The sequence below is a fragment of the Cellvibrio sp. KY-YJ-3 genome (assembly GCF_008806955.1).
Taxonomy (GTDB): Bacteria; Pseudomonadota; Gammaproteobacteria; order Pseudomonadales; family Cellvibrionaceae; genus Cellvibrio.
Window position 1 is genome coordinate 129073 of the sequence record NZ_CP031727.1, and the last position, 13421, is coordinate 142493.

General features: G+C 48.7%; 11 protein-coding genes. 3 read left to right on the top strand and 8 right to left on the bottom strand.

The annotated features are described in order from the left end of the window. Window positions 1-149: 149 nt before the first annotated feature. From D0B88_RS00590 to D0B88_RS00600, 3 genes are all read right to left on the bottom strand, one after another. Window positions 150-488, bottom strand: a complete 339-nt coding sequence (locus tag D0B88_RS00590; protein WP_151054324.1) for a hypothetical protein — start codon at window positions 486-488, stop codon at window positions 150-152. Window positions 489-748: 260 nt separating this feature from the next. Beyond that, entirely contained in the window at window positions 749-1186 is a 438-nt protein-coding gene (locus tag D0B88_RS00595; protein WP_225318471.1) for a hypothetical protein, read from the bottom strand. 28 nt (window positions 1187-1214) lie between these two features. After that, complete coding sequence (locus tag D0B88_RS00600) at window positions 1215-3431, bottom strand: tetratricopeptide repeat protein (RefSeq protein WP_151054326.1); 2217 nt, start codon at window positions 3429-3431, stop codon at window positions 1215-1217. Window positions 3432-3577: 146 nt separating this feature from the next. On the opposite strand from D0B88_RS00600, the gene D0B88_RS00605 reads away from it, so the two are divergent. Beyond that, complete coding sequence (locus tag D0B88_RS00605; RefSeq protein WP_007644567.1) at window positions 3578-4216, top strand: Crp/Fnr family transcriptional regulator; 639 nt, start codon at window positions 3578-3580, stop codon at window positions 4214-4216. Between the two features lie 87 nt (window positions 4217-4303). On the opposite strand, the gene trxC is transcribed toward D0B88_RS00605, so the two are convergent. The 4 genes from trxC to D0B88_RS00625 form a co-directional block, all read right to left on the bottom strand. Next, the gene (gene trxC, locus D0B88_RS00610) at window positions 4304-4744 is read right to left on the bottom strand and encodes a thioredoxin TrxC (protein WP_151054328.1); all 441 of its coding nucleotides are present in this window, start codon (window positions 4742-4744) and stop codon (window positions 4304-4306) included. Between the two features lie 178 nt (window positions 4745-4922). Beyond that, window positions 4923-6374 (bottom strand): efflux transporter outer membrane subunit, encoded by a 1452-nt coding sequence (locus D0B88_RS00615; protein WP_151054330.1) that lies wholly within the window; start codon window positions 6372-6374, stop codon window positions 4923-4925. Beyond that, window positions 6371-9592, bottom strand: a complete 3222-nt coding sequence (locus D0B88_RS00620; protein WP_151054332.1) for an efflux RND transporter permease subunit — start codon at window positions 9590-9592, stop codon at window positions 6371-6373. Before D0B88_RS00620 ends, D0B88_RS00615 begins: the two co-directional genes overlap by 4 nt. 168 nt (window positions 9593-9760) lie before the next feature. Continuing rightward, complete coding sequence (locus tag D0B88_RS00625) at window positions 9761-10930, bottom strand: efflux RND transporter periplasmic adaptor subunit (protein ID WP_151054334.1); 1170 nt, start codon at window positions 10928-10930, stop codon at window positions 9761-9763. 328 nt (window positions 10931-11258) lie between these two features. Here D0B88_RS00625 and D0B88_RS00630 point away from each other — a divergent pair, with 328 nt between their 5' ends. Continuing rightward, entirely contained in the window at window positions 11259-11906 is a 648-nt protein-coding gene (locus D0B88_RS00630; protein WP_007644559.1) for a TetR/AcrR family transcriptional regulator, read from the top strand. Window positions 11907-11990: 84 nt separating this feature from the next. Here the strand turns inward: D0B88_RS00630 and D0B88_RS00635 are convergent, their stop codons facing one another. Further along, window positions 11991-12488, bottom strand: a complete 498-nt coding sequence (locus tag D0B88_RS00635; RefSeq protein ID WP_151054336.1) for a peptidylprolyl isomerase — start codon at window positions 12486-12488, stop codon at window positions 11991-11993. 152 nt (window positions 12489-12640) lie between these two features. On the opposite strand from D0B88_RS00635, the gene D0B88_RS00640 reads away from it, so the two are divergent. Beyond that, on the top strand, window positions 12641-13399 hold the full coding sequence (locus tag D0B88_RS00640; protein WP_151054338.1) for a 4'-phosphopantetheinyl transferase superfamily protein: 759 nt from the start codon (window positions 12641-12643) through the stop codon (window positions 13397-13399). Window positions 13400-13421: the final 22 nt, after the last annotated feature.

Here is a 13421-nt window from a genome sequence, read left to right on the forward strand (position 1 = left end):
AGTCGCGCAACCTTTGCACTTGGACAATAGAGCCATTGTGGCCTTAACCCTGGAGGATCTCCGTATCAAAATCCGCTGGTTTTTTGTGATTTATTCACCTAAAACAATCGTTTTTCGTCATGCCCGCCAACGCGGGCATCCATAACAAATTATTTCAAAGAGGGAGCAATGCGCGCCGCCAACAAAATCAGCCCCGCAAAAATCGCCAATAACAGCCACTGGGAGCGGCCATGGGTTTGATCGTTCTGGATAAAATCCTGCAGCCCTGCGGGAGCGGCAGATTGCGCCACAGCCAGCTCACCCACCGGCACTTCCGGCACCGACGCCACCAGAACGGCGCCCGCCGCACAGTCACGCCCGCCAGCAGGTTCCTGCACAGCAGTATCACAGCCGGGCTGAACTGCCGGCATTACACTGGAAAATACGGGTACAGAGAGGGGGATTAACAGAAAAATAACAAATAAGAGGAATAGATGAATCCGGTTCATTTGCAAGACTCCTTTGCAAGATAAGCACTTTTGCCGCAAACGTAACCGGGCGCCCTGCCAACCGGCATAACCCGACCGTCCCTGACCGACAAAACCGCTGTTCCGCTCGCCTATCCCTGCAGACGCCCTGCTACAACAGCCACCATACCCGAACGAGAGGATGAAAACTGTGACAAATTGTTAGAGAGGATTGTGATTTATTCACATAAAAAAGCGACCACCGGGGTCGCTTTTGGACAGATTACAATTGAAGTATATATTCAATGACGCCTTACAATAATCTCTGGATCAAGCTCTTTACCATTAACAATAACGCCGTAGCTAAACTTGAGCTGGCCATTTTTACGATATTCCTCTACAAACTCGCGCTGATCAAAAACCTCACTGGGAACATCAATTTTAACCACGCCGCCTCTGGATGGATTATCTATTTTTCGATTAGGACTTTTCTTATTCTTGAATGTTACTGTGAACTCATCCGGCCCAGCAAAAAGGATTTTTTGCCCTGGGGCAACAATAATTTCTTTAGCGGCCACAAACGGAATCCCGTTTTTATCAACACCAATACCCACAACCGCAGTATTGGTTCCAGCCATAGGATAAATAGTGTGATGATTTTTAACTTCCGAACTGATAGCTGAACAGCCAGTAACAATGAGAACACCACATAGCGCAATCAACTTGATAAAAAATTTCATATTAAACCTCCCGGTTTATTAAATGTAGTTAATGAGTCCGATCAAATAAATCACTAAATCTTGGCTCCTTTAGTACACCAAAGTCAGGATTAGCGAGCAGCAATTTATCTGAATACTTAGATTCGAGCAATTTCTTAGCATAACTCTTTATTTTTCCATCATTTTTTTCGGCAATAGCAACCCTCAATTTACACGACAACACCTCTATACTCTCTCCATCCAACTTAGATGCAAAAGAAATAGAATTTTCGGCATCAGAAATTTTACCAAAATAGGCCTGAGCAATAGCGAGATAACGGTAGCTCTTTGCAATATTAGGGTTAATCTGAATTTCTTTACGAGCCAACTGAATTGCATTTTTAAAATAGAAAATAGCCAGATCTTCTTTCCCTGGAATGTATTTATAGGTATCAGCAACATAAACCATGAACTGATAATTTTCAGGCTCCAGCCTCATTGCTTCTTTATATGAAAGCAAAGCTTGGTCAAAATTTTTGGATAAGTAATACATGCTTCCAATATTTGCAAAAATCATGCTGTGCGGCTCTAATTCTGCAGCCATACTGAAATATTGAGCGGCCTTATCGAAGTTGGCATTGAACAGATTCATAGCTGCAATATTGTTTAGTGCCAAAGTATTATGCGGCGTGATATCAAGAATTTTCTCATATATACCTATAGCTTCATTGTATTTTCCATTCCTAAACAAATGATAACCATAACCATCATACGCAATCCAATTTTCAGGAAATTTTCTTATAGCTTCAATATGAAGTTTTTCAGCCTTTTCTTTTTCACCTGTATCGTTATATACAGCAGCCAATTCAACAATCACCGCAACATCGTCCGCACTGATCGAAATAGCTTTCTCAAGATATTTAGTTGCAGCATCATATCTACCCATCTCTGAATAAATTCGCCCTATCGCTTTGTAGGCTTTTATAGACCTGTCATCGTATTCTAGTGCTCTCAGACAATATCTCTCTGCTTCATTTAACCAATGTGCCGACTTAACCTGTTCGTACTTAAGACGATAAGCTTCACACAGCCCAGTATTTGCCAAAGAAAATTTTTCATCATGAACTAATGATGTATTAAATAATTGAACTGAAGAATCTATAGTTTCATGAGAAGGAGATTTTGCAAGATACTCAATTCCGCGCAAATAATAATCATAAGCCGTTACATCCCCCGTCAACCTCAAAGGTGCAGGCCGAAAGTTTTGCAAGTCAAATTCATCCGCCAAATACCGCGCAATTTCCCCCACCAACCTATCCTGCAAAATAAAAATATCCTGATAGGTGCCATCCAATTTTCCACCGGCGATTTGCACATTATCTTTGCGGCGAAATAAACGGTAGGCGATGCGGAGATTATCGCCGAGCCGCTGTACGCTGCCCTCCAAACGAATGGGAGCGCGAATACCTTCTTTGGAATCTACAATATAAACATCGCGCATATCTGCTAATTGCGAGCGCACCGCTTCGGTGATCCCGGCGGAGAAATAATCGGCATCGGCCTTTTCATTCATTAAATTTTGGAAGTCGGCGATCTCCACATAGTTGGCGGCATAACCCGGCACCAACCAGCGCGGAACAAAATAAAAACCGGCGGCGATAAACGCGAGCAAACAAGCGGTTAATGGGTAGCGATAGGCGATAATTTTTTTATTGAGGCCGCGCAGAAAATAATGCAGGTGATCGCGCCAATTTATGCCCGCGGGCTTGATAAGGTAAACCCGAATTTTTTGTTCTATATTTTTTAACGCCTGCCCCCCAAGGCGTTTGGCGGGCGCCGAAAGGCTGTAACGGATTTCATCGTATACGGTTTGCGAAATGCAAATACCGTCGGCAACAGCGAGGGGCTCCAAGCGGGCGGCGATATTTACTGTGTCACCAAAAACCGCATTGTCGCGCAGTGCAACTTCACCTTTGTGCAAGCCGATACGGGTTTGCAGGCGCGGTAATTTTTTGTCGCGCAGTGTATTAAAGGTTTGCAGGTGTTGTTGAATGGCTATGGCGGCAGCGGTAGCACTGGCGGCGGTGTCAAAACGCGCAAAAATCGCATCGCCAATACACTCCACTAATTGGCCGCCCTGCGCTTCAATATGGGAGAGTAAAATATTGCGATACTCGCCCAGCATGTCTATCGCCATGGCCTCATTGCGCCCCATAAGGCGCGAATAGCCGACGATATCCGTGAACATGAGAGTCTGTTCACAATGGCGTGAATCTGCAGCAGCCATAGGCCGATAGCTCTCCGTGCGACAATAGGGGAAATATAAAACGGAATTATGATCCTTGCCCGGCAAAAATGGGCATAAGTAGTGGCGATTATTGTGTGTTTTGATGACAATAACAATTCATTTTCTTTACTGGGAACTAGACCACCATGTTGCAGAGCGTCCGTTTATTCGCCGCCGTTCCAGCGCATTATCTTGCGCAGCTGGAAAAACACAGTGTATTGCGCAAGTACCCTAAAAATACCGTGCTGGTTACCGAGGGGGATGAGTCGAGCCATTTGTACGTAATTCGCAAAGGCACGGTGAGCGCCTACTTGACCAATGACGAAGGACGCCAGGTAAATTTAAATTACATGCAGGATGGCGATTACTTTGGCGAGCTGTCGCTGCTGGACGGCCAACCACGCTCGGCCTCGGTAATAACTTTGAGCGATTGTGAAGTGTTGATGCTACCCAAAGCCAGCGTGCACGAGCTGATGCGCGAGTACCCCGACTTCGCATTGATGATGCTTACCGAACTGACCCGCCGCGTGCGCGAACTGACCGATAGCGTAAAAGATTTAGCCTTGCTGGATGTGTACGGACGCGTGAGCAGCACGCTGGAAAAATTATCGGATGAGGATAAACGTATCCACAACCCCAAAGTGACCCATCAGGACATAGCGAATATGGTGGGTTCGTCGCGCGAAATGGTGAGCCGGATCATGAAACAATTATTGATTGGCGGTTACATAGAGCAGTGCACGGGGTATATCGAAATTAAAAAAAATCTGCCGCGTTATTGGTAATTTTTTTAACTGTTTGATTCCCCTGAAAACACAAAGGCCAGCACCAATAGCTGGCCTTTTTTATTGCGCGACATTCATAGTGCCAAATCAATTAAACGCACCCACCTGCACCAACCAGGCTTTTAATTGCTGCATGGACATAGCGCCAGATACACGCTGCACTTCTTTACCGCCTTTAAATAAAATCAGCGTTGGAATACTGCGAATTCCCCAGCGCTGGGCAATAGAAGGAACCGCTTCAGTATTTAATTTTGCGCAGCGCAAATAGGGTTCGGATTGCGCCGCCAACTGCTCAAACACCGGCGCAAAACTTTGGCAGGGGCCGCACCAGGGCGCCCAGCAATCCACTAACACCGGAATATCATTTTTCTCCAAGGTGTTGGCAACATTGCCCGGATTTAATTCCAGCGGCTTGCCCACAAACAGGGGGCGCTTACATTTACCGCAATTGGGCTTATCGGTGAGCCGTTCGGAGGGTAAACGGTTGGTGGCAAAACAATGGGGGCAATTAATTTGAACCGGGTTCATAGAATATCCACACCTTAACAGGCAATAAAAAACGTGAAATGGGCCCTAGCCAATAAATTTCAAGCAGCCGTCAGTATAGCGCCCCACACAAAAAAGCCCATGACTGTAAGGGGACAGCCACGGGCAAAAAAGGAAAACTATTCAGGGATTGCAACAATAACTACTGGCGATAAATAAACTAATTGCGTGTAGCCAGCGCCGATTGCTGGGCAAATTCCCAACCACCACCAAGGGATTTATACACCGCAATCAAATTTAACAGCACCTGCATATCGCTCTGCGCCAATTGTGCACTGAGGGTTAACTGCGACCGCTCCGCATCCAACACCGTCAGAAAATCGCTGCTCCCCACTTCAAAACGCTTGCGGGCAAATACTGCGGCTTGATTGCTCGCCTGCAAGGCGCGCTGCAAGCTGGTACGGCGCTCTTCTTCGCGGGTAAAGTTTTGCAGTGCACTGTCGGTTTCCGCTAATGCAGTAAGCACCTGTTGCTCAAACTCGGCGATACGCGCCTGGGTGCGGGCATCAGCCGCATCGATTTGCGCATCTACCCTGCCCAGATTGAACGCCGCCCATTCAATGCGCGGCGAGAATAAAAAGGTATCGGTATTGCTATTGCCCACGCGCGTCCAATCGCTGGACAAATAACCCAAGCCACCAGTGAACGTGACGCTCGGATACAAATCCGCTACGCGAATATTGTATTCCGCTACTGCACCCGCCAGCGCTTGTTCAGCGCGGCGAATATCGGGCCGACGTTTTAATAAATCTGTCGGGTTACCCACCGCAAAGGATGCGGGAATCTGCGGCAGCGATTTCACCAGCGCCAAGGCCGTTTTTAATTCCGCCGACGGCGTCCCGGTTAAAACACCAATGCGATTCAAGGCAATATTAATTTCCGCATTTAACGCAGGAATACTGGCACGGGTTAATTCCAGCTGCGCCTCGGCACGCGCCACATCCAGTTGATCGCCGCGCCCCACTTCAGAAAAACGTTGGGCAAGTTCCAAAGTTTCCTGTTGGTTGAGCACATTACGCAGCGCGACATCCAACAAATATTGATTGCCACGCAAGCTGATATAGGCACCGGCAACTTCCGCCGCAATGCTAACCTGCGCCGCTTGTAAATCAGCTTCGCGTGCGGCGAGCTGTGCTTTGGATAATTTCACACCGTTGCGGACACGGCCGAAAATATCCAGCTCCCAGCTTGCATCAAAACCGGCCTGATAGGTCTCACTGATACGTGAATCCACATCGCCAACAATATCTGCACTCTGCTTTTGACGCGCGCCACTCACACCGGCTTCAATTGTGGGATAGCGATCCAACTTGCTGTTGCGCAACAACGCGCGGGATTCCGCCAGCGATGCCTGCGCAATACGGATGGAATGATTTTGTTGCAGCGAATTGGCAATTAACTGATTCAACTGCTCATCATTTAATTGCGCCCACCATGCCGCAACCGGCTGCTGCTCACTGGCCGACGCAGGCAATACAAATGCTGCCGGCGCCGGCTGAACCTGAGCGAACTGCGCAGACTGCTCAACCGATTTAAAACTGTGACAGGCGCTGATCATGGCGGGCAACACAGCGACAACAAAACCTTTTATAAAAACTGATGAAATATTCATGATTGCAACTCCTTATGGCTTGCAACGGCAGGCGTACCGGTATGCACTGGTGCGGGTGAAAGCTCTTCTTTCCCCTCAACTTTATAACTGCGTTTACCTTCCAGCTTGCGCAACAGCACATAAAACATCGGCGTAAAAAACAGACCAAAGAAAGTCACGCCCAACATGCCGGAGAAAACGGCTATGCCCATTACACTGCGCATTTCGGCACCGGCGCCAGTAGAGAACACCATCGGTAATACACCCATAATAAAAGCAAAAGAGGTCATTAATATCGGGCGTAACCGCATACGGCTGGCGGTAATGGCCGCCTCATAGGTTGCCATGCCGCGCTGCTCTAATTCGCGCGCAAACTCCACAATCAAAATGGCGTTTTTGCTGGCGAGACCGGCGAGCACAAACAAACTAATTTGGGTGAAGATATTGTTGTCGCCGTTGGTAATCCACACACCAAAAAGTGCAGACAAAATGGAGAGCGGAACAATAGTCACCACTACCAGTGGCAATGCCAAACTTTCATACTGTGCGGCCAGCACCAGGAACACCAACAACAGACACAGCGGCAAAATATAAATCGCAGTATTGCCTGCCAGTACTTCTTGATAAGTTAAATCAGTCCATTCATACACAATGCCACTGGGCAACACTTCATCAAGAATTTCATCAATCGCATCCTGCGCTTGACCACTGGAATAGCCAGGCGCGGCGTTACCGTTAATATCCGCTGCTAAATAGCCGTTGTAGTGCGCGGCACTTTCAGGACCGTAACTTTCTTCCATGGTCAACACCGAACCCAAGGGCACCATATCGCCTTGCACATTACGCACTTTTAAATTCAGTGCATCCGCCGGGGTATTGCGATACTCCGCATCTGCCTGGGCGATAACCTGATAGGTGCGACCAAATTGATTGAAATCATTGACATAAAGCGAACCCAAATAGATTTGCATAGTGTCAAAAATTTCTTTCACATTCAGGCCGAGCTGTTTGGCTTTGGTGCGATCCACATCGGCATACAATTGCGGCACATTGATTTTGTAGTTGGAAAACACACTGGCTAATTCCGGGCGCTGCATGGCTTTTTGTTGCACTTGCGCCACAACTTCTGCCAGCTTTTCGTAACCCAAACCAGCGCGATCCTCAATTTGCAATTTAAAACCGCCAGTAGTTCCCAAACCGCGCACCGGTGGTGGAGGGAATACCGCAATAAATGCCTCTTCGATACCGGCAAATTTCATTTGCAGCTTTTGCGAAATAGCCGCGGCCGATAAATCTGCACCATTGCGCTCATCAAATGCATCCAGCGTTAAAAACACAATGCCGGCACTGGAGCTATTGGTGAAACCATTAATACTCAAGCCTGGAAATTGCACTGCACTTTCCACACCGGCTTCGGCCAAACCAATTTCACCCATTTCACGGATGACTTGCTCAGTGCGCGCCAGAGTGGCGCCATCGGGCAGCTGGGCGAAAGCGATTAAATATTGTTTATCCTGCGCGGGCACAAATCCTTTGGGAATAATATTAAAACCGACCGCCGTCACCGCCAGCAGCACCGCATAAACGCCTACAGCCATTGCTTTGCGGCCTAATAATTTCCCGACTTTGGTTGAGTAATCACCGGAGGCGCGATTAAAACTGCGATTAAACCAACCAAAAAAGCGACCAAAGAGTTTATCCATAATGCGCGTCAGGCGATCTTTGGGTGCATCGTGACTTTTTAACAAAATCGCCGCTAATGCCGGACTTAATGTCAGCGAGTTAATAGCAGAGATCACGGTAGAGATTGCAATAGTTAACGCAAATTGTTGATAGAACTGTCCGGTCAAACCACTCACAAAGGCGATAGGTACAAACACGGCAACCAGGGTCAATGAAATCGCAATAATCGGCCCGCTCACTTCCTGCATGGCTTTATAAGTGGCCGCAAGTGGCGTTAACCCTTCTTCAATATTTCGCTCCACGTTTTCCACTACCACGATGGCATCGTCCACCACGATACCAATCGCCAACACCAAACCGAACAGTGACAAGGTATTAATCGAAAAACCAAAGGCCCACATCAACGAAAAGGTACCGATGATTGAAACAGGAACGGCAAGCAGCGGAATAATGGATGCGCGCCAGGTTTGCAAAAATAAAATCACTACCACCACGACTAATGCCAGTGCTTCGAGCAAGGTTTTGATTACCGCGCTGATGGAGCTTTTTACAAAAATAGTAGGGTCGTAAACGACTTTATATTCCACCCCCGCCGGAAAACGCTCGGATAATTGCGCCATGGTTGAGCGCACCGCATCGGAAATTTGAATGGCATTAGCACCGGGCGATTGGAAAATAGGAATCGCCACCGCCGGTTGGTTATCCAACATGGCATTCAAACTAAATTCTGACGCACCCATTTCAATGCGCGCCACATCTTTCAAGCGAGTAATTTCACCAGTAGCGCCCGCGCGGATAATAATTTCGCCAAATTCTTCCGGATTATCCAAACGCCCCTTGGCATTGATGGGCAATTGCACATCCACCAAATCAGTAACCGGCGCGCCGCCAATCATACCGGCCGCGACTTGTACATTTTGTTCACGAATCGCGTTAACAACATCATTCGCAGTGAGATTTTTTTCGGCGATGGTTTCCGGATTCAACCAAATACGCATAGCGTAATCGCCCGAACCAAACAATCGCACCTGGCCTACACCGGTCACTTTGGCGAGCTCATCTTTAATGTTCATGAGCGCATAGTTGCGCAAATAAAGTTCGTCGTAACTTTTATCCGGCGAAATTAAATGCACCACCATGGTTAAATCGGGCGAGCTTTTTACGACGGTAACACCGCGCTGGCGGGTGACATCCGGCAAACGTGGCAGCGCTTGGGAAACACGGTTTTGCACCATCTGCTGCGCAAGGTCAACATCGGTGCCTATTTTAAAAGTGACGGTCAAGGTCAAGCGGCCATCGGTAGTCGCTTGTGAAAACATGTACAACATATTTTCAGTGCCCGCCAATTGCTCTTCCAAGGGCGTAGCAACCGTTTCAGCAATGACCTTCGGGTTAGCGCCAGGATAGGACGCACTCACCACCACCGAAGGTGGCGATACATCCGGGTATTCCGATATAGGCAATTGAAACATGGCGAGTAAACCGGCGATAAAAATCAACAGTGAAATCACGCCGGCAAAAATGGGACGATCCACAAAAAATTTGGATATGTTCATGGTGAGCCTGCTTGCAAATGGGCCAAAAATAAATTTGAAAATAGCTGCGAAAATAAATCTAACGCGAGAGAAAAATAGTGAATTAACTGATGAGCTTGGAGAGCGCCGGTGCCGAACACCGATGCAACTCATTACAAAAACAATTGGGATTAAATGCGCGTGTTGCTATTAATGACTGGATGCCACCGCTGCCGTAGTACCCGCTTGTGTCACACTCGGATTGACTACACTATTCGGCCGCACATGGGACAGGCCATTCACAATCACCTTATCGCCCGCAGAAACGCCGGCCACTATGACGCGCTGCCCCTGGTGATGCTCACCCAAGGTGATTTCTTTGTAGGTGGCGGTATTATTTTCATCCACCACCAACACAAACTTTTTACTTTGATTGGTGCCAATTGCACGCTCGGGCACTAACAACGCCTGAATTTTTTCCGCCGAACCCAAACGCACATTGGCAAACATACCTGCGGTTAACGCGCCATCTTTATTATCAAAAATAGCGCGGGCGCGAATGGTGCCGCTGTTGGTATCCAGGCGATTATCAAAGGCGGAAATATTGCCGTTGTAGGTGACACTGCTATCGCTGGCGAGCGTTAACTCTACAGGCATGTCCTGCGTATTTTTGGTGTTGCGCACGAACTGGATATACGTGGCTTCATCCACATTAAATTCGGCGTAGAGTTTGTCGTTAGCCACAATTTGCGTGAGCAGTGGTGCGTTGGCTCCCGCCTCTACCACATTGCCCACCGTTAATTCCGCACGACCAACACGACCGCTAATCGGCGCACTAATGTGGGCGTATTCCAAATCCAGCTTTGCTTGGCTTAAGGCCGCCTCCGCTTGTTTTACATCGGCTTGCGCAACTTGATGGGTACTGAACGCGGAGTCGTAAATACTTTGCGACACCAGCTTGGCGGCGATTAATTGTTGGGCGCGATTCAATTCATCCTGTGCGAGTTTGGCACGGGACTGGGCCGTGGCTAATTGCGCCTGGGCGCGCTGCACCGATGCTTGATGGGGGCGCGGATCAATGACAAACAGCGGCTGGCCTTTTTTCACTTGCTGGCCTTCAGTAAACAGTACTTGCTGGATGGTGCCGCTCACCAAGGGCTTGATGGCCGCACTTTCAACCGGCGCTAAACGGCCGGAGAAACTGGCCCAGGTGCGGATCTCTTGCGGTTCCAAAATCACTACATCTACCGCTGGCGCAGGTGGTACGGCCGCAGCTGCCGAGGCCTCCACACCAGTGACATGATAAAAACCAACGATACCTGTGAGTATGGCCAATGCGCTGAGGGTTAAAAACTTGCGGGGGAAAATTGTGCTACTCATGATAGTCTCCTGTTGCTCCTGAGCAAATCAATGCCAAGCTAAAACTCCCTGGACACAAAATCGGCGGGGTTAAACCGGTCATTTCGCAAAACTATACATACCGGTAGGTATGGAGGTCAACATTTTTTTAATTTTGTTGATTATTCCCGCCCCAATGGCAGGCAGCAAAATTGATAAAAGTGAGAAAAATCAAGGGCTTTAGCCTATAAAGCGAAGATGAGCGCGGTAACACAACTGGCATACTGCCCTGTTGTGGCGCAAGCTTGTGATTGAAAAACATACCGGCCGGTATCATAATAACCATAACGTTTGTACGAGAATCCAGCTTATGAGCACTACAGATACCCGCACTTTGCTACTGGAAACCGCGCTGAACCTGATCTGGAACAGCAACTACAACTCTGTGGGCGTGAATGAAATTTGCAAACAAGCGGGCGTGACCAAGGGTAGCTTCTATCACCACTTTGAATCCAAGGCGGAGCTATTTTGTGAGGCAACTTCCCACCATTGGGATCAAATCCGCCAGGATTTGGACTGTATTCTCTCGCCCATTAATTCGCCGCTGGAACAGCTGGAGAACTGGCTGCAATTTATTTACATCAACAAGGTAGGCGAAGATAAAGACAACGTTCCCGGTTGTGCGCTGTTTAGCGCAGGTATGCAGACTGGTTGTGGCGACACGCGCATTACCGACACCTTGCAACTCATGACCGAACGCGGTGCGAAATACAATCAAGCGCTGGTGCGCAGCTTAAAAAATGGCAATTATTTACTGGAATCGCCGGAGCAGGACATAGAACAAATTGCGCGCCTGATGCAGCAGTATGTGCAAGGCGCAATTAGCCACGCGCAAGTGACACGCAATATTGATAATGTAAAACAGGATTTGCCGCAGGGCATTTATCGTTTGATTGGCTTGAAACCGGAATATTGGTACAGCGCCAAACCCACCTGGCCCTGCACCCAGGCCGCCTAACATTTACGGCGGCACCACCAACAAATCTGCATAAAAAAGCCCGCAACCAGTGCGGGCTTTTTTTATGCGCAACGCGCGAAAAAATTAGTCGTGGTGATGACCACCAACGCCATGCGCATGGCCATGCGCCAGCTCTTCCGCGGTTGCATCGCGCACCTCAACCACTTCCAATTCGAAGTCGAGATTTTTGCCGGCAAGTGGGTGATTGCTGTCGATATCGACATTGAATTTACCCACTTTTAATACCACGGCATCCCAGGGACCGTGCTGGGTATTTACCGCGACTTTCATGCCGGGTTTGATTTTGTTTTTGATTTTTTCGTAGCCCAGCAAATGTTTGATGGGAATGCGTTGGGTCGCGTTTTCCTGACGCACACCATACCCCTGTTCGGGAGTCAGATTTACGGTGACTTTATCGCCTGCTTGTTTGCCTTCCAATGCGGCTTCTAATGCCGCCAGCAAGCCACTGTGTCCGTGTAAATAAAGAGTTGGATCTGACTCGTAAGAAGTTTCGAGCAGTTCACCGCCCGTTTCGCTCAGGCGATAGTGAAAGCTGACAACTTTGTCGGCACTGATTTGCATAACAACTCCAAAAGATTGGCTGTAAATAGCGGAAATGGGTCGAGGGGTTTTGAGGGCGCGAATTAGAGCACAAAAGCGGGCGCAGGCACAATTTAGCAGGCGCAGTGCAAGTCGCGTATCATCTCACCACTACCCAAGCCCGACAGCGAACCATGCGTAAACCGAATTCCCCGTTGCCATCCCCAGTGTTTTCCACCCCCATATCCTTGGGTGAAGAACAGGTACACCTGTGGCTGCTGGATTTGCGTCGAATAGACGAACATCACCTCGCTCTCGCCCACAGCATTATGAGCACAGCAGAGCACACGCTGGCGCAGACATTTAAGCGCGGCAAAGATAATTATCTCGCCAGTCGCTGGCTGCTGCGCAGCTGCCTTGCGCGTTACACCGGCATGCCCGCAGGTGATATAACTTTTGCACGCACCGACAAGGGCAAGCCCTTTATCCCGCACAGCGATATTCAATTCAGCCTTAGCCACAGCGGCCATTGGGCAGTGCTTGCTATCGCCCGGGGCATGCAAGTAGGTATCGACTTGGAGGCTGGCCAACGCCAGCGTTCGATCCTGAATATCGCCGAGCGCTACTATCATCCATTGGAATATGCGCAACTCAGGGCACTACCGGCAGAGCGACAGGCAGATTATTTTTATCGCCTCTGGACACTGAAAGAAGCGTTTTTCAAAGCGCTGGGCACCGGCATTTCAGCCGGGCTGGAAAAGATTCAATTTGCACTGCACAGCACTGCCGACCAGCCCGCTATTGATGCCCGCATTGACCCGCAGCTTTCCCATAGCACCTGGCAATTTGAGCAGTGGCAATTAGCCGAAGGCGAGCTTGTTGCGCTCGCCTATGCTGCGCCACAGGTCGCGCCATGCCTTTGGTTTGATGTACTGGCGCCAGCTTTTCCTTGACTCTGCATCGCCCGCTGCTAGC

What these genes read in the sequence shown, in the direction of transcription:
- D0B88_RS00600 (WP_151054326.1), bottom strand. Translation starts at nt 3,431, where the DNA reads ATGGCTGCTGCAGATTCACGCCATTGTGAACAGACTCTCATGTTCACG.
- D0B88_RS00630 (WP_007644559.1), top strand. Translation starts at nt 11,259, where the DNA reads ATGAGCACTACAGATACCCGCACTTTGCTACTGGAAACCGCGCTGAAC.
- D0B88_RS00595 (WP_225318471.1), bottom strand. Translation starts at nt 1,186, where the DNA reads ATGAAATTTTTTATCAAGTTGATTGCGCTATGTGGTGTTCTCATTGTT.
- D0B88_RS00640 (WP_151054338.1), top strand. Translation starts at nt 12,641, where the DNA reads ATGCGTAAACCGAATTCCCCGTTGCCATCCCCAGTGTTTTCCACCCCC.
- trxC (WP_151054328.1), bottom strand. Translation starts at nt 4,744, where the DNA reads ATGAACCCGGTTCAAATTAATTGCCCCCATTGTTTTGCCACCAACCGT.
- D0B88_RS00625 (WP_151054334.1), bottom strand. Translation starts at nt 10,930, where the DNA reads ATGAGTAGCACAATTTTCCCCCGCAAGTTTTTAACCCTCAGCGCATTG.
- D0B88_RS00605 (WP_007644567.1), top strand. Translation starts at nt 3,578, where the DNA reads ATGTTGCAGAGCGTCCGTTTATTCGCCGCCGTTCCAGCGCATTATCTT.
- D0B88_RS00635 (WP_151054336.1), bottom strand. Translation starts at nt 12,488, where the DNA reads ATGCAAATCAGTGCCGACAAAGTTGTCAGCTTTCACTATCGCCTGAGC.
- D0B88_RS00615 (WP_151054330.1), bottom strand. Translation starts at nt 6,374, where the DNA reads ATGAATATTTCATCAGTTTTTATAAAAGGTTTTGTTGTCGCTGTGTTG.
- D0B88_RS00590 (WP_151054324.1), bottom strand. Translation starts at nt 488, where the DNA reads ATGAACCGGATTCATCTATTCCTCTTATTTGTTATTTTTCTGTTAATC.
- D0B88_RS00620 (WP_151054332.1), bottom strand. Translation starts at nt 9,592, where the DNA reads ATGAACATATCCAAATTTTTTGTGGATCGTCCCATTTTTGCCGGCGTG.